We start from the raw sequence: 22213 nt of genomic DNA, 5'->3' as shown, positions 1-22213 counted from the left end.
GTTGACCGGAGCCATCATGGCCGAGAGCGCATTCGTTGCCCTGACCCATTCTTCGACTCTGCGCCGGCTGCTCTACGAGGCACTGGCGGCGCTAGGGTTCGATCCGACCGATACCTACCGCCGTGCCTACGCCGGTGTGCCGCTGGCTGCTCCGCTGCTGGAGGCGCGTGAGGAGCACGACAATGCACCGCGTTTCTGGCAGGCGCTGGCAGGCATCAGCGGTGATGTCGACATCGGCCTGCATCTGGGCGAGGTGATGCAGCCGCGGCCGATGGATGTGGTCAGCTACCTGTTGCTGGCGGCGCGCGATCTGCGCCAGGGCGTGCAGGCTTTCGTGCGCTTCCAGCACATCCTGTCCGGTGGTTTTGCTGCGCGCTTGGAGGAGCAGGGCGATGAAGCGCGCCTGGTGATCGATCTCAACTACCGCGAAGTTGGCTCGTTGCGCCAACAGATGGAATGTCTGGCGGTGCTGTTGAGCAAGATGCTGGCTGCGGCGTCCGGTGGCGAGCTGCCGCTGGTGGGCGTCGAGTTTCGCCACCGGTCGCCACGCAAGCTCGCCGAACATCGCCGTCTGCTTGGCGTCGAGCCGCGGTTCGCGCAGCCGCACGACGTGTTGATCCTGCCGCGTACACTACTTTCGCGGCCCTCGCGCAGCGCCAACCCGCGGCTGTTCGAGGTGCTCAGCGAGGAGGCCGAGAAGCAGTTGGCAATGTTGGTGGAGAACCAGTTGCTGGTGCGGGTGCGCTACTGGCTGGAGGTCAACCTGGGTACGGCGACCTGCAGTCTGGAGGCCTGTGCGCTGGCCCTGGGCAGCAATCGCAGCGCCTTGCAGCGGGCCCTGAGCGAGCAGGGCAGCAGCTTTCGTACGTTGCACGATGAAGTGCGCCGTTTGCGTGCGCTGCGCCTGCTCGATCAGGGCCTGGGCGTCCGCGAAGTGGCGCGAGCCTGCGGTTTTGCCGAACTGTCGCCGTTCTACCGCGCCTTTCGCCGCTGGGAGGGTGGCACGCCACGTGGTTTGGTGGCGCGCCACGGATTGACTGGCGGTTGAGGCGCTTTCGTTGGGTTAGGCGCCTGTCGCACTGATCAGTCGACTCGACTTATTACGGTGTAACCCACTGCCGGCGCAACGCGATCTAGCGCCTGGTGGGTTACGCGACGCCCCCACCTGCGCGATGTTTTTCGATTCACCTGAGGCGTCGCTAACCCACCCTACGGGGTCATTCGCTGTCGGGTTCGGCCCATTGGCAGAAGCAACCCACGGCCAGGGTGTTGCTGGCATCCACCTTGCGCCCGGCCGCCAGTGCTTCGAGTATCGGTTCGATGAAGCTGTTGCTCGAGTTGCACACCAGGCCCTCGCTGTAAGGCCCGAAGTAGGCCAGTTGGCCCTGCCTGTCCCAGATCGCCACGGCGGGGCTGGCCGGCAGGTTGGCGCTGCCGGGTAGCTCATCGATGGGCTTTAGCGCGGCCAGCTCGGCGGGCAGGCGACCCTGGCTGCCGGGTTTCTGCACGACATGGAACTGCACCCCTTGCGGGGCATAGTGTTCGATCAGCTCGGCGAGGTGCTGCTGGTTGCCGACGTTGCACGGGCAGGCCGGGTCCCAGAAGTGCACCAGGCGGATCGCGCCGGGGCCGCTCAGCTCGGCGGGCAACTGCAGCTCGGCGCCGGAGAATACCGCTGCGCGTTCGTCGAAGGTGCGCAGGTAGCGTGTTTCGAACCAGCGATAGGCCATTGCCAGGCCAACCAGCGAGGCCAGGGTGAGCAGGGCAATGAGCAGGTTCTTGCGAGACGGGCGGGGCATGATTGGGCCAGGCGAAAAAGGGCCTGTAGCTTGCCACGATGCGCCCGGCAGCTGAATATCGCAGCATTCGAGGAGTCGTCGCGGGGGGCGCCCATCGGCCGCCCGCAACTGATGGAAAACCTTATGTCAGAGCCGTTTCAGCCCGATCAACTACGCCCGTTGCTGCGACCCTTGGCCGCAGCGCGCCTGGATCTGCCCGCGCTGCAGGCCTATCGCAGCTTCTATGGCTTCGATCTGGCTACGCGTTATGCCGGGTTGGATAACCGCCTCGGCAGCTTCAACGCCGCCGGCTACCAGATTGCCGTGCAGCTGTGGGCTCCAGCCGAGCCGCGAGGCACCCTGCTATTGCTGCATGGCTATTACGACCATATGGGCTTGTACCGGCACGTGGTCGATTGGGCGCTGGGCATGAATTTCGCCGTACTTGCCTGCGACCTGCCAGGGCATGGTCTGTCCAGCGGTGCACGCGCCAGCATCAGTGACTTCGCCGAATATCAGCAGGTCCTCGGCGGTTTGTTCGAGCAGGCTAGCGAACTTGGGCTGCCGCAACCCTGGCATCTGTGTGGGCAGAGCACGGGCGGGGCGATCCTGCTGGACTATCTGCTCGCCGATGGCAAGCGGCCGGAACTGGGGCAGAGCATTCTTCTCGCGCCGCTGGTGCGGCCACGCTCCTGGGGCTGGTCGAAGCTCAGCTATCGCCTGCTCAGCCCGTTCGTTCGCGAGATTCCGCGGCGTTTCAGCGAGAATTCCAGCGACGCCACCTTCATCGACTTCGTGCACAACCTCGACCCGTTGCAGCCGCGCAGCCTGCCGACGGCCTGGGTCGGTGCGTTGGCGCAGTGGGTGCCGAAAATCGAGGCGGCCGGGCGCAGTGAACGCAGTCCGCTGATCATTCAGGGGGAGGCGGACATGACAGTGGACTGGCGCTACAACCTCGGGGTGCTGCAGGACAAATTCCGTCAGCCGGAAATCCTGCGCCTGAGCGAGGCGCGCCACCATCTGGCCAACGAGAATGAAACGCTGCGGCGGCGCTACTTCGATTTCCTGCGCGAGCGTTTGGCTTAGATGCCCTGCGGTGCCGGTTCCAGCTCGTTGGTGCTCATGCCCACGGCCAGGCCGGCGCGCAGCGATCGCAGGGCCGCCTGGTAATAGGCCTTGCCGGCGTCGGACTGAGCGAACTCGACGAACTGCTCCAGCTCCGGGTCGCTTAGCTCGCGATAGACGTGCAGCAGGGTGTTGTCGAGGTCCTGCTCGATCTGCGCCATCAGGCGCTCGCGCTGGCCATTGAGCAACCCCTGGGCCTGGCCGCCGCCAAGCAGGCCGGGAATCATCTGGCTGAGACTGTCGGCCGCCACGCCGGCCAGCGCCAGGCTGACTTCGGCGCCAGCCTCCTTGGCGGGAATGGCCTGGGCCAGGTGACGAATCAGCAGGCGCCGGGTGGCATCGGCGTCGGTGCGCGGCAGGCCGTTGGCGTACTTGGCCAACTGATCGCTGCGGGTAGCCAGCGTTTCGGCAGCAACGATCTTGCGGCCCAGCGCGGACTCGAAGAAGGCCAGCGCCGGCTGCGGGTCGGCCAGCTCCGTGCGCAAGCTGTTCTGCGCGCGCTGGTCGATGGCGGTAGCGGCGAAGCGGCGGTTGCTGTTATCCACCAGTGCCTGGAATACCGCCGGCGGCAGGGTGCTGCGATAGCGCTGCTGGGCGGCGTCGAGTGCCTGGTTGAAGTGTTCGCGCTGTTGCGGCCAGCCGGCAGCCTGATACAGGCGCAGGTGATCGTCGGCCAGGACCGGCAAGGTCAGGCCAATCAGCAACAGGGCAAACAGAACGCGCATCGAGAACTCCTTGGCAAACTTTCGAGCCGGCCGCAGGCTGCTGCGGCTGGCTATTTTCGGTGGCTAGCAGGGGCTTGTCGAGCTATGTCTAGCCGCCATCCGGCACTGTACAATCGCCGCCATGACCGAAGCCCGCCTGCAACACCCCCTTTCCAGCCTTATCGACGACCTCGCCAGCCAGGGGTGGTCGCAGCAGGCGTTATTCACCCCTCAAGTTCTGACCCGCGAACTGGCTGCCGAGTGCCGTAAGCGTGAGCGCAGTGGCGAGCTGAGCGCTGCCAGCGTTGGCCGTGGCAGTGCCCAGCAGGTGCAGGAGGGTATCCGAGGGGATCGTATCCAGTGGCTGGAGCCGGGGCAGAGCGAGGCCAGTGACCGCTATATGCAGCTGATGGACGATCTGCGTCAGGCACTCAACCGCGAGCTGTTTCTCGGGCTCGAGGATTTCGAATGCCATTTCGCCTGCTATGAGCCGGGCGCCTTTTACCTGCGTCATCTGGATCGCTTCCGCGATGACGATCGACGCACGGTTTCGGCGGTGCTCTACCTGAACGAGGACTGGCAGGCCGAGCAGGGCGGAGCGCTGCGTCTGTACCTGAGCGATGGACGCGAGCATGACGTGCTGCCGCAGGCGGGCACCCTGGCGCTGTTTCTCTCCGGGGAAATGCCGCACGAAGTGCTGCCAGCGACCCGTGAGCGGCTGTCGCTGACAGGCTGGTTCCGACGCCGCGGCACGGATGTGCTCTAGGGCGCAGGGGCCTGATCAGTGGCCCCAGACCTTGATGGTGCCATTGATATCGCGCAGATCGCGCAGCGCGACATTGCCGATGCTGGTGTCGCCGATATAAAGATCGCTGGCTACCCGTGCACGTATCACCAGCTTGCCCAATGGGCCGAGCTGCTGGTTGATTGCCGTCAGGTTGGGTAACTTCAGTTGCAGCTGGCTCTGGCCGTTGCTGCCCTTGACCACATCCACCTCCAGGGTCGGCACCTCCAGCCCAAGAACCGGTACGCTGGCGCCCAGCTGGGCCGGGCCCAGGGTGTAACCGTCGCAATCGCTGGGTTTGAGGCAGCCGTTATCGATCTTCACGTTGCGCAGCGACAGGCTGCCGCCATCGTCCTGCCATCGTATTTCGTCGATACGTGCCATCAGGTCGAGGCGGATGGTGAGACCGGCCTGGCCGCTGATCTGGCTCAGGCTTTCGTCCTCCAGTGCCTGCAGTGCGGCCTGGGCAGGTGGGGCAAGTAGCGCCGCAGCGCAGAGCAGCGGTAATAACATCGTTCGAACTGGCGTGGACATGGGCGGACCTCCCTGGTTGGCCGCGCAAGTCTGGTGTGGCCTTGCAGGCTACGCCATGGGGCAGGGCCGCTTCCCGCCGAAGGATAGGCCGCAAGCCTCGGTGATCCGGCGTTTCTGCCCGCCCTGGGGGCTACCGGAGCAAGGGCTGACGGTGTTGTTACCGGCGGTTACCCTGGTAGGGTCAGTGGAGAAGGACAATGCAGAAGATATTGGTCAGCCGCTGCCTGCTCGGGCACCGGGTGCGTTACGACGGTGGAGCCCACGGCCCCTTCGATCTGCTTCAACAGTGGTTGGACGAAGGGCGGGTCGTAGCGTTATGTCCAGAGGTGGCAGGCGGCTTGCCCACGCCGCGCTCGCCGGCGGAGATCCCTGGCGGCCAGGGCAGCGCGGTGCTGGACGGCCAGCTGCCGGTGCTGACCATCGACGGCGAGGACGTTACCGCCGCCTTCGTCGACGGCGCCGAGCAGGCGTTGGCTATGGTGCGCGAACACGGCATCGCGCTTGCGCTGCTCAAGGCGCGCAGCCCTTCGTGCGGCAATCTGGAGAATTATGATGGTAGCTTCAGCGGCGCTCGTGTGGCGGGCGAGGGCGTGACGGCTGCACTGTTGAAGCGGGCCGGGGTGAAGGTGTTCAACGAGGAGCAGTTGCTCGAAATGGCGCAGGCGTTGGCAGAGCTGGACGCGGGTTGAGCGGCAGGCAGGTACGAAAAAGGGAGACCGGGGTCTCCCTTTTTCATTTCTATCTACTTCCGGGACTCGCGAGCTAGAGCGAGACAAGGCGGGAGCGACCGAGGAGAGCGAAGTTTACGTCAGTAAATGGGCATCTCCGGGGTCGTTCCCAACGCCGTGTCGCCGATGCGCAGCAGCTCCGGCTTAGAACAGTACGCGGCTGCGGATCGTGCCGTTGACCTGCTGCAGTTTCTCCAGCGCCAGGTCGGAATAATCGGCGTCGACGTCGATCACCACGTAGCCGACCTTGTCGTTGGTCTGCAGGAACTGGCCGGAGATGTTGATGCCGTTGTCGGCGAACACTTTGTTGATCTCGCTCATCACACCCGGGACGTTGGCGTGGATGTGCAGTAGGCGGTGCTTGCCCGGATGCGCCGGCAGGGCGACTTCCGGGAAGTTGACCGAGGACACCGACGTACCGTTGTCGCTGTACTTGACCAGCTTCTCGGCCACTTCCAGGCCGATGTTGGCCTGCGCTTCGGCGGTCGAACCACCGATGTGCGGCGTCAGGATCACGCGATCCAGGCCACGCAGCGGGCTTTCGAACTCTTCGTCGTTGGACTTGGGCTCGACCGGGAATACGTCGATGGCCGCGCCGATCAGGTGCTCGTCCTTGATCGCCTGGGCCAGGTGGTCCAGCTCGACCACGGTGCCGCGTGCGGCGTTGATGAGGATGCCGCCCTTCTTCATGGCGCGGATTTCCTTCTCGCCGATCATCCACTGGGTGGACGGCAGCTCCGGTACGTGCAGCGAGACGATGTCGCACAGGCCCAGCAGCTCGTACAGGTCACCGATCTGCGTGGCGTTGCCCAGCGGCAGCTTGGTCACGGTGTCGTAGAAGAACACCTGCATGCCCATGGCTTCGGCCAGCACCGACAGCTGGGTGCCGATGGAGCCGTAGCCGATGATGCCCAGTTTCTTGCCGCGGATCTCGAAGGAGTTGGCCGCCGACTTGATCCAGCCACCACGGTGGCAGGAGGCGTTCTTCTCGGGGATGCCGCGCAGCAGCAGGATGGCCTGAGCCAGTACCAGCTCGGCCACCGAGCGGGTGTTGGAGTAGGGCGCGTTGAACACGGCGATACCGCGCTCACGGGCGGCGTCCAGGTCGACCTGGTTGGTGCCGATGCAGAAGCAGCCGACGGCCACCAGCTTCTTCGCACAGTCGAAGACCTCGGCGGTCAGCTGGGTGCGCGAGCGAATACCGATGAAGTGGGCATCGGCGATCTTTTCTTTCAGCTCTTCGCCTGACAGCGCGCCCTTGAGGTACTCGATGTTGCTGTAGCCGGCGGCCTTCAGAGTGTCCACGGCATTCTGGTGGACGCCTTCGAGAAGAAGGAACTTGATCTTGCTCTTGTCGAGAGAGGTCTTGCTCATCGGAGTACCTGTTGTCCCAGGGATGTTTTCAGGGAAGGGCTGAGAAGCTCAGCCAGCGCCCGTAGATCACCGCATAGCTCGATTCACGGGGTGCGTATGCTAGCATGTTCGCCTTTTTCAATGCTCGGTTGCGACCTGAATGGTTCTCAGGGCGACCATGAATCCTTTGAGAGTTCCGTAGATGACCACCCCCGCCCAGATCGAAGAGCTGAAGACCCTGGTTGAACCCGGCAAGGTGCTGACCGACGCCGATTCCCTGGAAACCTACGGCAAGGACTGGACCAAGCAGTTCGCTCCGGCCCCTTCGGCCATCGTCTTCCCCAAGAGCACCGAACAGGTGCAGGCGATCGTGCGCTGGGCCAATCGGCACAAGATCGCGCTGGTGCCGTCGGGTGGCCGCACGGGTCTGTCCGCCGCTGCGGTGGCGGCCAATGGCGAGGTGGTAGTGTCGTTCGACTACATGAACCGCATCGTCGAATTCAACGAGTACGACCGCACCGTCGTCTGCCAGCCGGGCGTGGTGACCAAGCAGCTGCAACTGTTCGCTGAAGAGAAGGGCCTTTATTACCCGGTGGATTTCGCCTCAAGCGGTTCCAGCCAGATTGGCGGCAACATCGGCACCAATGCCGGCGGAATCAAGGTGATTCGCTACGGCATGACCCGCAACTGGGTCGCCGGCCTGAAGGTGGTCACCGGCACTGGCGAGCTGCTGGAGTTGAACCGCGACCTGATCAAGAACGCCACCGGCTACGACCTGCGCCAGCTGTTCATCGGCGCTGAAGGTACGCTGGGCTTCGTCGTCGAGGCCACCATGCGCCTGGAGCGTGCACCGAAGAACCTCACCGCGATGGTACTCGGTACGCCTGATTTCGATTCGATCATGCCGGTGCTGCACGCCTTCCAGGGCAAGCTCGATCTGACCGCCTTCGAATTCTTCTCCGACCGCTGCCTGGAGAAGATCCTTGGTCGTGGCGACGTGCCGGCACCGTTCGAGAGCCGCACGCCGTTCTACGCGTTGCTGGAATTCGAGGCGCTGAACGAGGACGTGGCCAACGAAGCGCTGGCGACCTTCGAGCATTGCGTCGAGCAGGGTTGGGTACTCGATGGGGTGATGAGTCAGAGCCAGCAGCAGCTGGAAAATCTGTGGAAGCTGCGCGAGTACATCTCCGAGACCATCAGCCACTGGACGCCGTACAAGAACGATATCTCGGTCACCGTCGGCCAGGTGCCGGCCTTCCTCAAGGATATCGACGATATCGTTTCGGCCAACTACCCGGACTTCGACGTGCTCTGGTACGGCCACATCGGTGATGGCAACCTGCACCTGAACATCCTCAAGCCCGAAACGCTGGCCAAGGAAGACTTCTTCGCCAAGTGCGCGGTGGTCAACAAGTGGGTGTTCGAGATCGTCGAGAAGTACAACGGCTCGATCAGCGCCGAACATGGCGTCGGCATGACCAAGCGCGACTATCTGCAATACAGCCGCTCGGCGGCGGAAATCGCTTATATGAAGGCGATCAAGGCGGTGTTCGATCCCAACGGAATCATGAACCCCGGCAAGATCTTTAACTAAGAGAGCTGAGCTGGCTAAGGGGTAGCAAGGCTGGAGCTGTCTGCACGGTTCCAGCCAACCCCTGGACCCCTTGTGGGAGTGGACTTGTCCGCGAAGCTCTTACTGGCCAGTGACTACCGTCTGGCAGCGTTCCCGCGGCAATCGCCTGCATGTCCGCCTGATCGGTGTGGGCCATTCATTCGCGGACACGTCCGCTCCCACAGGTTGCGCTGTACACGGTGCAACACCGCGCAGCATTCAGGCCTTCGCTAACCGCTAACTCCGGCAGTACCTTTCATATTAAGGTACGGCACCGGCCACAAGCCGCGATGCCCACAATACGAACAACACAGGAGTCGGTGATGAGCTATCAGCACCAGTACGTCGACGGTACCACCGTCCACTTCCCGCTCGGCAAGGTCGTCTGCATCGGCCGCAACTATGCCGAGCACGCCAAGGAACTGAACAACCCGGTGCCCAGCGAGCCGCTGCTGTTCATCAAGCCGGGCTCCTGCGTGGTGCCGCTCGATGGCGGTTTCAGCATTCCCGATGACCGTGGCTCTGTGCATTACGAGGCCGAAATTGCCGTGCTGATCGGCAAGCCACTTTCGAAGAAGCCCGATGCCGAGGAAGTGCGCGATGCCATCAGCGGCTTCGCCCCCGCGCTCGATCTGACCCTGCGCGACGTGCAGGCCAAGCTCAAGGAGAAGGGCTATCCCTGGGAAATCGCCAAGAGCTTCGATGGCGCCTGCGTGCTGGCCCCTTTCGTGCCGGGCGATGCCATCGAGGACCTGGCCGACATCGGCATTCGCCTGGTGATCAATGGTGAAACCCGTCAGGACGGCAACAGCCGCGACATGCTCAACCCGATCGTCAGCATGATCCAGCACATGGCTGGGCATTTCGCCCTGCAGCCGGGCGACGTCATCCTCACTGGCACGCCGGTCGGCGTCGGCGCACTGGGCAAAGGTGATGAGCTGGTACTGGAGCTGGTCGGTCACAGTAGCTTCACCAGCCGCGTGCTATAAGCGGCGTCCCGCTCAGCCTTCCTCTGGGTTGAAACCAGCCGCCGCCCGTCAGGCGGCGGAACTCCCCTGGACACTGGATGTCTGATCGCTGTTAAGCAGTCGAGTTGTCGCCGATGTCCGTTCTCCTTCAGAAGATCCGCCGCCCCCGCTACTGGCTTTCAGGCCTGGCGGTCATCACCCTGAGTGCATTGGCACAGACCCAGCATTGGGATGACCGCGCCCAGCTCTGGTTGCAGGAACGCTCCACGCCACTGGTCGACCGCCTGGCCAGTGTCTGGCTGCCAGGCTACCGCGCCGTGATCCAGGCCAAGGCACTCAACGGGCTGGAGGAGGATGAAACCTCTGGACTGACCTACAACCCGGCCACCGGTACGCTGTTCACCGTCACCGGCAAGAATCCGCTGCTGGTGGAATTGTCCCGTGAAGGCGAGATTCTGCGCCGTATCGAGCTCAAGGGTTTTGCCGACCCCGAAGGCGTGGAGATGATGGACAACGGCCGCATGGCCATCGTCGACGAACGCCGCCGCCAGCTCACCACCTTCACCCTGGGTGACGATGACCTCGAACTCGACGCGGCTGACTTTCAGGGTTTCGACCTGGGCTTCGCCGACGCCGGCAACAAGGGGTTCGAAGGCCTGGGTTGGGATTCGCGCAGCCACAGCCTGCTGCTGGGCAAGGAGCGCGCTCCGCTGGGCCTGTTCAGCTTGCCCTTCCCTGGCGAGGACGGTTCTGCCGGCGCGCTGCAGCCGCTGATGGCCGGCAACCTGGGGCTGCGCGATATTTCCTCGCTCAGTGTCGACGAGCGCACCGGTCACCTGTTGGTGCTGTCCGACGAGTCGCGCATGCTGCTGGAGCTTGACCGCAGTGGTCATCCGGTCAGCTTTCTCAGTCTTACTGGCGGCCTCAACGGCCTGGATCGCGGTATCGAGCAGGCTGAAGGCGTGGCGATGGACGACGAGGGCAACATCTACATCGTCGCCGAGCCCAACCTGTTCTATGTGTTCAGCAAGCCTTCGCCGGATGCCAGCTGAGCTGGGTGGTGGATTCAGCTTGGCTTAAGCGGCGATTCAGTCTGGCTTCAGCTAGCGGCACTAATCTGACCCCGTCACTTACGAACAACGAGGTTCACACCATGAAACGTACCGCTCTCGCTCTGATGGTTCTGCCGCTGCTCAGCACTGCTGCTTTCGCCACGGGTTACACCGGCCCGGGCGCAACCCCGCAGGTCACCACCGTATCCGCTGCGCTGGAGGCCGCCGACGACACTCATGTCGTACTGGAAGGCCAGATCGTCAAGCGCCTGCAGGACGAACTCTATGAGTTCAAAGATGCCACCGGCACCATTCAGGTGGAGATCGACGACGAAGACTGGCCGGCCCAGAAAGTCTCGGAGAACGCCAAGGTGCGCCTGACCGGTGAAGTCGACAAGGACTTCAATAGCCGCGAGATCGATGTGGATCGCGTAGAGCTGATCAACTGATCGCGCTTCACCGCATGCCCGCCACGTAATAATCGTGGCGGGCTTTTCTGTGGTCGTCAGAGAAATTCACCATGCGCCGTCTGCTCTCCATCAACCCCTGGCTTTATCTGTTGTTCTTCGTGCTGTTGGTGGCCGCCGTTGTGGGGCAGCAATATCGGCTGTTCGAGCGAGCCTGGTTTTCCGTGCAGGAGTGGCAGCATGGTGAGCAGTGGCGCGAACAGTCGCTCTGGCTGGGCGACTACCGCGTAGTGATCGAGGCCAAGCCCATCGCCAATATCAGTGATGTCTCGGCGCTGACCTACGATCCAGATCGTCGCAGCCTGTTCAGCGTCACCAATAAACCGGCCAAGGTAATCGAGCTGAGCCTGCAGGGCGATCTCCTTCGCACCATCGATCTTGAAGGTTTTGGTGATCCCGAGGCCATCGAGTACGTGGCGCCCGGCACCTATGTGATCGCTGACGAGCGCGAACAGCGTCTGGTCAAGGTGCGTATCGACGATGCTACCCGCGTGCTCGCCGCCACCGATTTCCAGCAGCTTTCGCTGGGCATCGGCCGTAATGGCAACAAGGGATTCGAAGGCCTGGCCTATGACGCCGCCAACCAGCGTTTGCTGGTAGCCAAGGAGCGCGATCCGGTGCGTATCTTCGAGGTGCTCGGCTTCCCGCATGTGGACGACGGCAAGCCGCTGGCGCTGCAGGTCAATACCGACCCCAAGCGCGATGCGCGGCTGTTTGTGCGCGACCTATCCAGCCTCGACTTCGATGCGGCAACCGGCCATCTGTTGGCCCTGTCAGACGAATCGCGCCTGGTGATCGAGCTGAATGCCGAGGGCAAGCCGATCAGTACCCTTTCATTGTTGCCCGGCCAGCATGGCCTCAAACGCGGTGTGCCGCAGGCCGAGGGTGTCGCCACGGACGATGAGGGCAATCTCTACCTGATCAGCGAGCCGAACCTGTTCTATGTGTTTAGGAAGCAGAACGACTAGCAGGCCGCTGAAAAACTGCCTACGTTGGCAATACTGCGTTAAAAACAGCCTCAAAATGCTCATTTACAGCTTGTAAACTCCGCTTTTTCGGCTGTTTTTGCCTTGTCTTGCCTGCCTCGTCTACGTTTTCAGCAGCCTGCTAGCCGGTCTGGTCGTCCAGAGCAGCAGTCGGCGCATTCTTCTGTACCGACTCTATTCCGCTCTTGCAGCTTGCGGCACTCGCATACATCTGGCTTTGCCCGACCACCTGGCCATTTGTGGCCATGAGCAGGAAGTAGTGCTTGTCGTTGCTCGAGGTCTTGGTCTCGAAGGCACCTTCACGTTGCGAATTCTTCTTCACCGATGCGATGCCGTTAAGCGCCGAGTCCTTGGCCTTGTACATCTCGCTGCTGAGGATGACCTGACCATTGGTTGCCAGCAGGTTGAAATGGAACTGGCCGTCTTTGGCCTTCTTCAGTTCGAACTTTCCAGGCATTTTCGTTTCTCCCTGAGCGTCCGGTGAGATACCGGAACGGTGCTCAGCAAGCGTAGTTCATCAATGCGAGTGGCTCTTGCCAACATGGGTATGGCCATCGTCCGGTAGTGGCTGCACACCGCCGCTGACGTTGAGCTGACGCAGGATGCCGCAGTCCTCGGATTCCTGTGGGCTGTTGCAGCGATCACGCAGCTCGGTGAGCTGGTCCCGTAGTGCCAGCAGACTGTTGATGCGGGCTTCGACGTGCTCGATGTGCTCGTCCACCAGGCTGTTGATGCCGGCACAGCTCTCATGGGGCAGGTCGCGCAGGGCCAGCAGCCGCTGGATCTCCTCCAGGGTCATGTCCAGTGTCCGGCAATTGCGGATGAACACCAGGCGCTCCAGGTGCGGACTGCCGTACAGGCGGTAATTGCCTTCTGTCCGTGCCGGGGCGGGTAGCAGGCCCTCGCGTTCGTAGTAGCGGACGGTTTCCACCTGGCAGCCGGCCTTTTTCGCCAAATCCCCGATTTTCATGCGATCGCCTCCTTGGGTGCTTGACCCTATAGTGACTACAGGGTGTGTACTGCGCAACAGAGACCTGACGGAGATTCGCCATGAGCCGCTGCTGCGACCATTCGCACCAACAGCCACCCGCCCACCACGAGCATGGCCATGACCATGCCGGGCATGATCACGACCCTGTTCACCAGTCGTCTGCGGATGAGCTGGCGGGGGCGTGCAATACCCGCATCCGTATCGAGCAGATGGACTGCCCGACGGAAGAACGCCTGATCCGAGACGCATTGGGCCGCCTGCCCGGCGTGACGGGCCTGCAGTTCAACCTGTTGCAGCGGGTGCTCACCGTCAGCCATGACGAGGGGGCGCTGGCCCAGGTAGTACCCGCGATTCAGGCACTTGGCTTCACCCCGCAGGTGGAGGATCAAGGCGCTGCTCAACAGCCGGTCGCCGCGCCTGCGAAGAAGCCCTGGTGGCCGCTTGCGCTGGCGGCAGTGCTGGCAACCGCTTCGGAGGTGGTGCATTTCGCTGCGCTCGGGCCGGATTGGTGGGTGGCTGTGCTTGCCGTCGTCGCCATCGGGCTGTGTGGGCTGAATACCTACAAGAAGGGTTGGATCGCCCTGAAAAACCGCAACCTCAACATCAACGCCCTGATGAGCATCGCCGTGACCGGTGCGGTGCTGATCGGCCAGTGGCCAGAGGCGGCGATGGTGATGGTGCTGTTCACTCTGGCTGAACTGATAGAGGCGCGCTCGCTGGATCGGGCACGCAACGCCATCCGCGGCCTGATGGATCTGGCGCCACCGCGCGCGACTGTCAGGCAGGCCGATGGCAGTTGGCAGGAAGTCGATGTGCAGGTCATTGGCCTGGGCGCCGTGGTACGTGTCCGTCCGGGCGAGCGCATCAGCCTCGATGGCGAAGTGGTCAGCGGCAATTCGACGGTCAACCAGGCGCCCATCACCGGCGAAAGCCTGCCGGTGGAAAAGCGTGCGGGTGACCCGGTATTCGCCGGCACCATCAACGAGGCGGGCTCGCTGGAATTCCGCGTAACGGCAGCGGCACGCGACACGACCCTGGCGCGCATCATCCATGCGGTGGAGGAGGCGCAGGGTTCGCGTGCACCGACCCAACGCTTCGTCGACCAGTTCTCGCGTATCTATACCCCGGTGGTTTTCGTCTTTGCCCTGGCGGTGGCGGTGTTGCCGCCGCTGCTTAGCGGTGGCGCCTGGTTCGACTGGGTATACCGCGCCCTGGTACTGCTGGTGGTGGCCTGTCCCTGTGCGCTGGTGATTTCCACTCCGGTGACCATCGTCAGCGGCCTGGCTGCTGCGGCGCGCAAGGGCATCTTGATCAAGGGCGGCGTGTATCTGGAGAATGGCCGCCACCTGGCCCTGCTGGCGCTGGACAAGACCGGCACCCTGACCCATGGCAAACCAGTGCAGACCGACAGCCTCCACCTGTTGGAGGCGGACGAACCTCTGCATGTGATCTGGGCGGCGAGCCTGGCCGCGCGCTCCGATCACCCGGTTTCCAGAGCGCTGGCCCTGCGAGCTGAAGAGTTGGGGCAAGTGCTGCACAACATCGAGGATTTCGAAGCGCTGCCGGGGCGGGGAACCAAAGGGCGGATCGACGGTAGGTTGCTCTATATGGGTAATCACCGTCTGGTCGAGGACCTCGGGCTCTGCTCGGCGCAGTTGGAGCAGCGTCTCGAAGCGCTGGAGCGTCAGGGCAAGAGCGTAGTGGTGCTGTGTGACGAGCAGCGCGCGCTGATGCTTTTCGCCGTCGCTGACACGGTGCGCCAGACCAGCCGCGAGGCGGTCGCCGAACTGCATGAGCTGGGGGTACGCACCTGCATGCTCACTGGTGACAACGCCCACACTGCAGCGGCCATCGCCGAGCAGGTCGGCGTCGATGAAGCGCGCGGTGACCTGCTGCCAGCGGACAAGCTGGCCTGGATCGAGGCGAGTCAGGCACGCGGCAAGGTGGTCGGCATGGTTGGTGATGGCATCAACGATGCCCCGGCGCTGGCCAGGGCCGAGATCGGTTTCGCCATGGGCGCGGCTGGCACCGATACTGCCATCGAGACGGCCGACGTCGCACTGATGGACGACGATCTGCGCAAGATTCCGGCTTTCGTCCGTCTTTCCCGGCAGACCCACGCGATCCTTCTGCAGAACATCGTCCTGGCGCTGGGCATCAAGGCGATCTTCCTGGGCATGACCCTGGCAGGTGAGGCGACCATGTGGATGGCGGTGTTCGCCGACATGGGCGTCAGCCTGATGGTTGTATTCAACGGCCTGCGCCTGTTGCGCAAATAAGGAAGCTGCCATGCACATGAAGTTGCAAGACGCGATCGACGAAGCCTTTGCCCAGGCGTTGCACGAACTGGCTGCTCGCCGTAGCGCCGCAGCGCTGGTCTGGCTGGAGCGGGCGCACATCCTCACCCAGTGTCGCCCATGGCTGCATGCGCGTTCACATTGGCTGATGCTGCGCGCCGGCTGGCAACAAGGCGATACGCGTGAGGTGTTGGGGCAAATGCCGCGCATCCTGGCGGCGCTGCTGTTCTCGCGTATCTGGGTGCCTATCGGCAACACCGGACGGGCGCGGGTCAGTGCCTTTCGACCGATGCCGGTCGCTGAGGAGTTGCGGTCATTGCTGGCGACTGAACGTCGAGGGCGAGTGCCGGGAGACTAGGCGCCCGGCACTCGCCTTGTCACATCAGAACAGGTATTGCAGACCTACGGTGTAACCGGCCTGGTCGCCATTGTCGTGCTGTAGACGTCCGTTCGCCTCGGCGTAGATGGCGAGAGCTTCGCTGACGGCCAATTGTGCGCCCAGGCGCGCACGCGCGAAGTGCTTGTCGTTCTCCAGGCCATTGGCCACGCGTCGTGCCGAACCATCGACCAGGCTGGTGACCACGAAGTCGTCGCTAACGCCATCGCCCAGTTCCTCGATCCAGGCCAGGCTGGCGTAAGGCTGCAAGCGCATCGCCCCACCCAGAGCGAAGTTGCCGCGAAGCTGCCAGCCGAGACTCAGCTCTATGGAGTCGAAACGTTCGTCATCGAAGCGCAGGGCAGTGCGTTGCGTAGATTTCTCGCTGAAGCCGTCTAGCTTGTAGTGGCGATAGTCGATGCCGACTTGCGGGCCGGTACGCCAGTCGCCGAAAAGCAGGTCATAGCCACCGAGCAGGCGCGCGCCCCAGAAGGTCGCGTCGGTCTCGCCCGTGAGCTGCTGGTTAAGCAATACGGGCCCGCCTGCGTTGCCCTGGATGAAAACCGAACGGTCCAGGTCGAAGCGCGTACGACCCGCGCTGATGTCGGCATTCAGCCACAGAGGCCCTGCGTTGCTCAGCAGCGCATAGAGGCCCGCCTGCCAGGTATCACTCTCGACCTTGCCACCGTGCTGCAGGTCGTCCTTGCCGCGGGTGAAGCTCAGGCCAGCGCCAAGGTTCAGCCACTCGCTGAGCTGGGTGTCGCCAAACAGGTAGGCGGTAGCCTGGCGCGAGCGCTGGTCCAGCGGGCTGTCGAAGCCGCCGCTGGGCGAGAGCTGACCTTCAATCCCAACGCTGCCGTCGACGCTGCCGACTTCGCGCGGTATGGCCCGTAGAGTCTGCCAGCGACGCTCGAGCAACTGCTGGTGGGTGTGCTGCTGGCGTGTCAGGGTGTCTTCCAGGGTGCCCAGCATGGCGCCACCGGATTGCGCCGCATAGCGCAGGTCAGTATTGGTGGCTTCCAGCACCAGGCGGGTCAGCAGGCGGGAATAGTCGCGCAGGCGTTGTGCGATGCGCTCCTCGCCGAAGGCTCCAACCAGTACGGTTTCGTTGTCCAGGGCTGGGTTGTGCCAGGTTGCGCCACCCGGGATGGCCGGGTTGGTGGTCTGGTCGTAACCATCGAGGGCGCCGATGTCCCAGTTGGTGGCTTCAACAAACAGCACTGGAATGCCCAACCCCTCGAAGCTTTCAGCGTCGCTGCAGCAGCCGGTGCCTGCCGGGTAGCCGGCATTGAGACCTGGGTTGGTATGCAGGTCGATACCCAGTTCCTCGGCGATACGGAAGGTGTGCTCGCGGAGCGAAGCCAGCTCCGGCGCTGAAGTGCTGTCGGAGCCGGCGTGGGCATACATCATGTCACCGGTGATCAGACTGTCGATGTTGATCATGCCGGTCAGGCGAGCGCGTGCTTCGGTATCCAGAGAATCGACGTAGGCGCGCGAGCCCCTCAGGCCTTCCTCTTCGGCGCCGAAGCCGATGAAGGTCACGCCGTCTTCGAAGGAGAGCCCGGCCAGGTTACGGGCGATCTCCGTCAGCACGCCCGCCCCGGAGGCGTTGTCGTCCAGGCCTTGCAGGGTGGGTCGGCCGAAGTAGGTATCGAAGTGGGCACCGATGACCAGGTTGTTGCCGGTGACGCCGCCAGCTTCGGCGATCACGTTCTGTGAGTTGCGGTTGCCTGCCCAGGTGAAGTCTTGGCGATAGCTGTTGTATCCAGTCGCTGAGAGACGCTCCTCCATCCAATCAGTCGCGCCTGCGAAGTTGGAGGTATCGCGGTAACGGCCCGGATAGTCATTGATCAGTGTGTCTACGGTTTCGCCAGCGTACTCGCCGTACTGGTAGGCCAGGGCCAAGGGAGATAACAGCGTGCCGGTCAGGCCCATTCCCAGGATGAGGGGTTTGATCACATCATGCTCCTTATGGTGTTTTTGTGGCATTCAGCGCAGAGCAGTATGTGGGCCTGAAATCGAAACGTGCAGGGAAATGACGCAGAACATGCATGCAAGTGTCGCGTCATCGTAAAAAGACGGACGAGTGCCGAGTGGCGATTGCTGTGAATGAGCAGGAATCTTTCAGGCGGGCGCTTATTTGGTGCAAACAAGCGGGGGGCGGGTGTTGGTCACACCCGCCCATAGGCTCAGCGCTTGAGCGTTTTCACGCCTTCGGCGGTGCCGAGCAGCAGCAAATCAGCCGGGCGGGCGGCGAACAGGCCGTTGGTGACCACGCCGACGATGGCGTTGATGTCCGCTTCCAGCTTCACCGGGTCGACGATCGACATGTTGTGCACGTCGAGGATGATGTTGCCGTTATCGGTCAGTACGCCTTCGCGGTACACCGGATCGCCGCCCAGCTTGACCAGCTCGCGGGCGACATGGCTGCGCGCCATCGGAATCACTTCCACCGGCAGCGGGAATTCGCCCAGCACCGGCACCAGCTTGCTGGCGTCGGCGATGCAGATGAAGGTCTTGGCCACGGCGGCGACGATCTTCTCGCGGGTCAGGGCTGCGCCGCCGCCCTTGATCAGGTTAAGGCGCTCGTCGCTCTCGTCGGCGCCATCGACGTAGAACTCCAGGTCGCTGACGGCGTTGAGGTCGTACACCGGGATGCCATGGCCTTTCAGGCGCGCGGCGGTGGCTTCGGAGCTGGCCACGGCTCCGTCGAATTCCATCTTGTGCTTGGCCAGCGCGTCGATGAAGAAATTGGCGGTGGAGCCGGTGCCGACGCCGACGATGCTCTTGCTGTCGAGGCGCGGAAGAATGTGGTCGACGGCGGCCTGGGCCACGGCCTGTTTCAGCTGATCCTGGTTCATCGCGGTGAAGTGCCTGGGGAGATGGGGGAACAAGGCGCGAATTATAGCCGCAAGTACCTGGCTGACGGGGCAAAACCCGCGTGTTTTGTATGGTCGGGCGGCGCGGCGCTGGGGTAGACTCGGCAGTCCCCTCCAAGCCCGAACGCCTGCGAAATCGCCATGCTCGAACAGTACGTGAAGAAGATCCTCACCTCGCGCGTCTATGACGTCGCGGTGGAAACCCCGCTGCAACCCGCCCGTCAGCTCAGCGAGCGACTGGGCAGCCAGATTCTGCTCAAGCGCGAGGATCTGCAGCCGGTGTACTCGTTCAAGATTCGCGGCGCCTACAACAAGCTGGCGCAACTGTCCGCCGAAGAGCTGGCGCGCGGTGTGGTCACCGCCTCGGCCGGCAATCATGCGCAGGGCCTGGCCCTGGCGGCTAAGCATCTGGGGGTGAAGGCGACCATCGTCATGCCGCGTACCACGCCGGAGCTGAAGGTGCAGGGCGTGCGTTCGCGTGGCGGCAAGGTGGTGCTGCACGGCGATGCCTTCCCCGAGGCGCTGGCGCATTCGCTGAAGTTGGTGGAGGAGAAGGGCTACACCTACATTCACCCGTACGATGATCCGCTGGTGATCGCCGGCCAGGGCACCGTGGCCATGGAGGTGCTGCGCCAGCATCAGGGCCACATCGACGCCATCTTCGTGCCGGTCGGTGGCGGTGGCCTGATCGCCGGCATCGCCGCGTACGTGAAATACCTGCGCCCGGAAATCAAGGTGATCGGCGTCGAGCCGGACGACTCCAACTGCCTGCAGCAGGCGATGGCGGCTGGTGAGCGCGTGGTGCTACCTACGGTCGGCTTGTTCGCAGATGGTGTGGCGGTGGCGCAGATTGGCCAGCACACCTTCGATATCTGCAAGCATCACGTCGATGAGGTGATCACTGTCAGCACCGACGAGATCTGTGCGGCGATCAAGGATATCTACGACGATACCCGCTCGATCACCGAGCCGGCCGGCGCGTTGGCCGTGGCCGGGATCAAGAAGTACGTCGAGCGTGAGGGCGCCAAGGGCGCAGTGCTGGTGGGCATCGATTCCGGCGCCAACGTCAACTTCGACCGTCTGCGCCACGTGGCCGAGCGTGCCGAGCTGGGTGAGAAGCGCGAGGCGATCATCGCCGTGACCATCCCTGAGCAACCCGGCAGCTTCAAGGCCTTCTGCGAGGCGGTGGGCAAGCGCCAGATCACCGAATTCAACTACCGTTTTCACACCGGTCGTGAAGCGCACATCTTCGTCGGTGTGCAGACCCACCCGGAAAACGACCCGCGTGCTGCGCTGGTCGAGGGCCTGCGCGCGCAGGGCTTCCCGGTACTGGACCTGACCGATAACGAACTGGCCAAGCTGCATATCCGCCATATGGTCGGTGGCCATGCTGCCGGTGTCGGTGACGAGGTGGTGCTGCGCTTCGAGTTCCCCGAGCGTCCCGGTGCACTGTTCAATTTCCTGCAGAAGCTGGGTGGGCGCTGGAACATCTCGATGTTCCACTATCGCAACCATGGCGCCGCCGATGGCCGCGTACTGGCCGCGCTGCAGGTGCCGGAAGACGAACGCCACCTGATTCCGGCAGCGCTGGACGCCATCGGTTATCCCTACTGGGATGAAAGTGACAACCCGGCTTATCGCCTGTTTCTCGGCTGAACAAGGACTTCGTGATGGAACACTACCTGCTGGTTCGCATTCTCCACAGCGCCCCGGGCGTATTGCTGCTGCTCGGCCTGATCGCCCATGGTGTCATGCTGTTCAAGGCGCAGCGCAATGCTGATGCGACAGTGTTGGCGCGCAAGCTGCGCGTGACCCTGTTGTTCAGCTTCCCGGCGTTCGCTGTGCTGGCGCTGAGTTTGCCGATCACCGGTTACTGGCTGGTGGACACCGCCGGCTGGCCGCTGGGGCAGACCTGGCTACTGTTGGGTAGCATTCTCTACGCGCTGATGATGCTGATCGGCCTATTGCTGGCCGGTCGTCTGGCTACCTGGCGTGCGCTGGGCGATGCGCCAGCGCCGACAGCGCTGAAGCGTCTGTGCCTGATCTATGCCGGGCTCATCCTGGTATTGTTGATTGCCATCATGGCGCTGATGGGCGCCAAGCCGGTATGAAGCAGCCGCAGAGCGGCTTCTGATGACCCTCTCCCGCTGGGAGAGGGTGCCCGAGGGCTTGTGGTTCGCGCATCTCGACTGCCAAGCCCTGTAGGGTGTCGCGGGGCCGGCCAGGCTGTATGCACTGGCTGCTAATGAAGCAGTCTGCGGTGCGCACGGCGCACCCTACGTCTTCTCAGCGCAGCGAAATCACCGGCCAGCCGCGCTCGATGGCGATGGCGCGCAACACGTCGTCCGGGTCGACCGCCACCGGATTGGCCACCGCTTCCAGTAGCGGCAGGTCATTGCGCGAATCGCTATAGAAGTAGGCACCGTCGAGGTTGTACCCCGTCTCGGCCAGCCACTCGTTCAGGCGCGTCACCTTGCCGCCCTGGTAGCATGGTGTGCCGGTGATCTGGCCGGTATAGCGGCCGTCCTGCATGCCGCACTCGGTGGCGATCAGCGTCTCCACGCCGAGACGTTCGGCGATGGGCGCGGTGACGAAGCGATTGGTGGCGGTAATGATCACCAGCTTATCGCCTGCGGCGCGGTGTTCGGCCAGCAGCGCCTCGCCCTTGGCGAGAATGATCGGCTCGATCACCTCGGTCATGAACTCGCGGTGCCACTGCGCCAGTTGCGCCATTTCATGGCGACCCAGAATGGCCTGGCTGAAATTCTGGTAGGCCACCACGTCCAGCTTGCCGGCGCAGTAGTCGGCATAGAAGGCATCGTTGCGCGCCAGGTACTCGGCAGCATCGACCAGGCCGCGCTGGCAGACGAATTCGCCCCAGCTATGATCGCTGTCGCCAGCCAGCAGGGTGTTGTCGAGATCGAAAAGGGCCAAGCGCACGGTTCTATACCTGTTCTGCAAAGGTTTGGGGCGCGCCAGAATAGCCGCTTTGGCCGGGCTTTCCCACTGCCGCCAAACCCGCGTTGCTGCTGGACTCGGCTTTGTGGAACAATGCCGGAACTTGCGTGTACGAGGTTGCTTGCCGTGATCGATTCTGATGGTTTCCGCCCGAATGTCGGCATCATCCTGACCAATGATGTCGGCCAGGTGCTTTGGGCCAGGCGTATCAATCAGGACGCCTGGCAGTTTCCGCAGGGCGGCATCAATGATCGTGAATCGCCGGAAGAGGCGCTTTACCGTGAACTGAATGAAGAGGTCGGGCTCGAAGAGCAGGACGTTAAGATCCTCGCCTGTACCCGCGGCTGGTTGCGTTATCGTCTGCCGCAGCGTCTGGTGCGTACGCACAGCCAGCCGTTGTGCATCGGGCAGAAGCAGAAGTGGTTCCTGCTGCGTCTGACCGGTGCCGAGGACCGTGTGCGCATGGACCTGACCGGCAAGCCGGAGTTCGATGGCTGGCGCTGGGTAAGCTACTGGTACCCGCTGGGGCAGGTGGTCACATTCAAGCGTGAGGTTTATCGCCGTGCGCTCAAGGAACTTGCCCCGCGCCTGATAGTGCGCGACTGATACGGACCCCAATCG

Annotated in this window: 23 protein-coding genes; 14 read left to right on the top strand and 9 right to left on the bottom strand. The window is 63.2% G+C overall.

Annotation, left to right across the window (positions count from 1 at the left end):
- Positions 1 to 16 precede the first annotated feature (16 nt).
- Positions 17 to 1048: an AraC family transcriptional regulator gene (locus EL191_RS22375; protein WP_017363178.1), complete on the top strand. Its 1032-nt coding sequence runs from the start codon at positions 17 to 19 to the stop codon at positions 1046 to 1048.
- Positions 1049 to 1217: 169 nt separating this feature from the next.
- Here the strand turns inward: EL191_RS22375 and EL191_RS22370 are convergent, their stop codons facing one another.
- The gene (locus tag EL191_RS22370; protein WP_017363177.1) at positions 1218 to 1799 is read right to left on the bottom strand and encodes a DUF6436 domain-containing protein; all 582 of its coding nucleotides are present in this window, start codon (positions 1797 to 1799) and stop codon (positions 1218 to 1220) included.
- A 123-nt stretch (positions 1800 to 1922) separates the two neighbouring features.
- On the opposite strand from EL191_RS22370, the gene EL191_RS22365 reads away from it, so the two are divergent.
- The gene (locus EL191_RS22365) at positions 1923 to 2864 is read left to right on the top strand and encodes an alpha/beta hydrolase (RefSeq protein WP_041980297.1); all 942 of its coding nucleotides are present in this window, start codon (positions 1923 to 1925) and stop codon (positions 2862 to 2864) included.
- Here EL191_RS22365 and EL191_RS22360 read toward each other — a convergent pair.
- A complete protein-coding gene (locus tag EL191_RS22360) occupies positions 2861 to 3628 on the bottom strand; it encodes a hypothetical protein (RefSeq protein WP_013717610.1) in 768 nt (255 codons plus the stop codon). The genes EL191_RS22365 and EL191_RS22360 overlap by 4 nt on opposite strands.
- A 121-nt stretch (positions 3629 to 3749) precedes the next feature.
- On the opposite strand from EL191_RS22360, the gene EL191_RS22355 reads away from it, so the two are divergent.
- Positions 3750 to 4373, top strand: a complete 624-nt coding sequence (locus EL191_RS22355; RefSeq protein WP_017363175.1) for a 2OG-Fe(II) oxygenase — start codon at positions 3750 to 3752, stop codon at positions 4371 to 4373.
- A 15-nt stretch (positions 4374 to 4388) separates the two neighbouring features.
- On the opposite strand, the gene EL191_RS22350 is transcribed toward EL191_RS22355, so the two are convergent.
- On the bottom strand, positions 4389 to 4925 hold the full coding sequence (locus EL191_RS22350; protein ID WP_231118645.1) for a DUF6160 family protein: 537 nt from the start codon (positions 4923 to 4925) through the stop codon (positions 4389 to 4391).
- A 197-nt stretch (positions 4926 to 5122) separates the two neighbouring features.
- On the opposite strand from EL191_RS22350, the gene EL191_RS22345 reads away from it, so the two are divergent.
- Positions 5123 to 5614 carry a DUF523 domain-containing protein gene (locus EL191_RS22345; RefSeq protein WP_041980296.1) on the top strand — a complete coding sequence of 164 codons (492 nt, stop codon included), beginning with the start codon at positions 5123 to 5125 and terminating at the stop codon, positions 5612 to 5614.
- Positions 5615 to 5797: 183 nt separating this feature from the next.
- Here the strand turns inward: EL191_RS22345 and serA are convergent, their stop codons facing one another.
- The gene (gene serA, locus EL191_RS22340; RefSeq protein ID WP_017363172.1) at positions 5798 to 7027 is read right to left on the bottom strand and encodes a phosphoglycerate dehydrogenase; all 1230 of its coding nucleotides are present in this window, start codon (positions 7025 to 7027) and stop codon (positions 5798 to 5800) included.
- A 181-nt stretch (positions 7028 to 7208) separates the two neighbouring features.
- Here serA and EL191_RS22335 point away from each other — a divergent pair, with 181 nt between their 5' ends.
- From EL191_RS22335 to EL191_RS22315, 5 genes are all read left to right on the top strand, one after another.
- Positions 7209 to 8600 carry an FAD-binding oxidoreductase gene (locus tag EL191_RS22335; protein ID WP_041980295.1) on the top strand — a complete coding sequence of 464 codons (1392 nt, stop codon included), beginning with the start codon at positions 7209 to 7211 and terminating at the stop codon, positions 8598 to 8600.
- A 341-nt stretch (positions 8601 to 8941) separates the two neighbouring features.
- Entirely contained in the window at positions 8942 to 9607 is a 666-nt protein-coding gene (locus tag EL191_RS22330) for a fumarylacetoacetate hydrolase family protein (RefSeq protein ID WP_017363170.1), read from the top strand.
- A 113-nt stretch (positions 9608 to 9720) separates the two neighbouring features.
- A complete protein-coding gene (locus tag EL191_RS22325; protein ID WP_041980294.1) occupies positions 9721 to 10638 on the top strand; it encodes an SdiA-regulated domain-containing protein in 918 nt (305 codons plus the stop codon).
- 101 nt (positions 10639 to 10739) lie between these two features.
- Positions 10740 to 11087 (top strand): NirD/YgiW/YdeI family stress tolerance protein, encoded by a 348-nt coding sequence (locus EL191_RS22320; protein WP_017363168.1) that lies wholly within the window; start codon positions 10740 to 10742, stop codon positions 11085 to 11087.
- Between the two features lie 71 nt (positions 11088 to 11158).
- Entirely contained in the window at positions 11159 to 12073 is a 915-nt protein-coding gene (locus EL191_RS22315) for an SdiA-regulated domain-containing protein (protein WP_041980293.1), read from the top strand.
- Positions 12074 to 12212: 139 nt separating this feature from the next.
- On the opposite strand, the gene EL191_RS22305 is transcribed toward EL191_RS22315, so the two are convergent.
- Positions 12213 to 12548 carry a YegP family protein gene (locus tag EL191_RS22305; protein ID WP_013717600.1) on the bottom strand — a complete coding sequence of 112 codons (336 nt, stop codon included), beginning with the start codon at positions 12546 to 12548 and terminating at the stop codon, positions 12213 to 12215.
- A 60-nt stretch (positions 12549 to 12608) separates the two neighbouring features.
- A complete protein-coding gene (cadR, locus tag EL191_RS22300) occupies positions 12609 to 13061 on the bottom strand; it encodes a Cd(II)/Pb(II)-responsive transcriptional regulator (protein WP_017363166.1) in 453 nt (150 codons plus the stop codon).
- Positions 13062 to 13141: 80 nt separating this feature from the next.
- Here cadR and EL191_RS22295 point away from each other — a divergent pair, with 80 nt between their 5' ends.
- Positions 13142 to 15361: a heavy metal translocating P-type ATPase gene (locus tag EL191_RS22295; protein ID WP_041980292.1), complete on the top strand. Its 2220-nt coding sequence runs from the start codon at positions 13142 to 13144 to the stop codon at positions 15359 to 15361.
- 10 nt (positions 15362 to 15371) lie between these two features.
- Positions 15372 to 15737 carry a DUF3703 domain-containing protein gene (locus EL191_RS22290; RefSeq protein ID WP_041980291.1) on the top strand — a complete coding sequence of 122 codons (366 nt, stop codon included), beginning with the start codon at positions 15372 to 15374 and terminating at the stop codon, positions 15735 to 15737.
- A gap of 24 nt (positions 15738 to 15761) precedes the next feature.
- On the opposite strand, the gene EL191_RS22285 is transcribed toward EL191_RS22290, so the two are convergent.
- Both EL191_RS22285 and rpiA read right to left on the bottom strand, forming a co-directional pair.
- Positions 15762 to 17714 carry an autotransporter domain-containing protein gene (locus EL191_RS22285; RefSeq protein ID WP_026042159.1) on the bottom strand — a complete coding sequence of 651 codons (1953 nt, stop codon included), beginning with the start codon at positions 17712 to 17714 and terminating at the stop codon, positions 15762 to 15764.
- 230 nt (positions 17715 to 17944) lie between these two features.
- Positions 17945 to 18616 carry a ribose-5-phosphate isomerase RpiA gene (rpiA, locus tag EL191_RS22280; RefSeq protein WP_013717596.1) on the bottom strand — a complete coding sequence of 224 codons (672 nt, stop codon included), beginning with the start codon at positions 18614 to 18616 and terminating at the stop codon, positions 17945 to 17947.
- A gap of 159 nt (positions 18617 to 18775) precedes the next feature.
- Here rpiA and ilvA point away from each other — a divergent pair, with 159 nt between their 5' ends.
- The gene (gene ilvA, locus EL191_RS22275) at positions 18776 to 20290 is read left to right on the top strand and encodes a threonine ammonia-lyase, biosynthetic (RefSeq protein ID WP_041980290.1); all 1515 of its coding nucleotides are present in this window, start codon (positions 18776 to 18778) and stop codon (positions 20288 to 20290) included.
- A gap of 14 nt (positions 20291 to 20304) precedes the next feature.
- Positions 20305 to 20745 (top strand): DUF2269 domain-containing protein, encoded by a 441-nt coding sequence (locus EL191_RS22270; protein WP_041980289.1) that lies wholly within the window; start codon positions 20305 to 20307, stop codon positions 20743 to 20745.
- Positions 20746 to 20920: 175 nt separating this feature from the next.
- Here the strand turns inward: EL191_RS22270 and EL191_RS22265 are convergent, their stop codons facing one another.
- Positions 20921 to 21574, bottom strand: coding sequence for a histidinol-phosphatase (locus tag EL191_RS22265; protein WP_041980288.1), 654 nt, complete (start codon positions 21572 to 21574; stop codon positions 20921 to 20923).
- Positions 21575 to 21718: 144 nt separating this feature from the next.
- Between EL191_RS22265 and EL191_RS22260 the strand changes: the two genes are divergently transcribed.
- Positions 21719 to 22198 (top strand): RNA pyrophosphohydrolase, encoded by a 480-nt coding sequence (locus EL191_RS22260; RefSeq protein WP_004373919.1) that lies wholly within the window; start codon positions 21719 to 21721, stop codon positions 22196 to 22198.
- Positions 22199 to 22213 lie beyond the last annotated feature (15 nt).

Source organism: Pseudomonas mendocina (assembly GCF_900636545.1).
GTDB lineage: Bacteria > Pseudomonadota > Gammaproteobacteria > Pseudomonadales > Pseudomonadaceae > Aquipseudomonas > Aquipseudomonas mendocina.
This window is presented reverse-complemented; position numbering and strand designations above follow the sequence as displayed.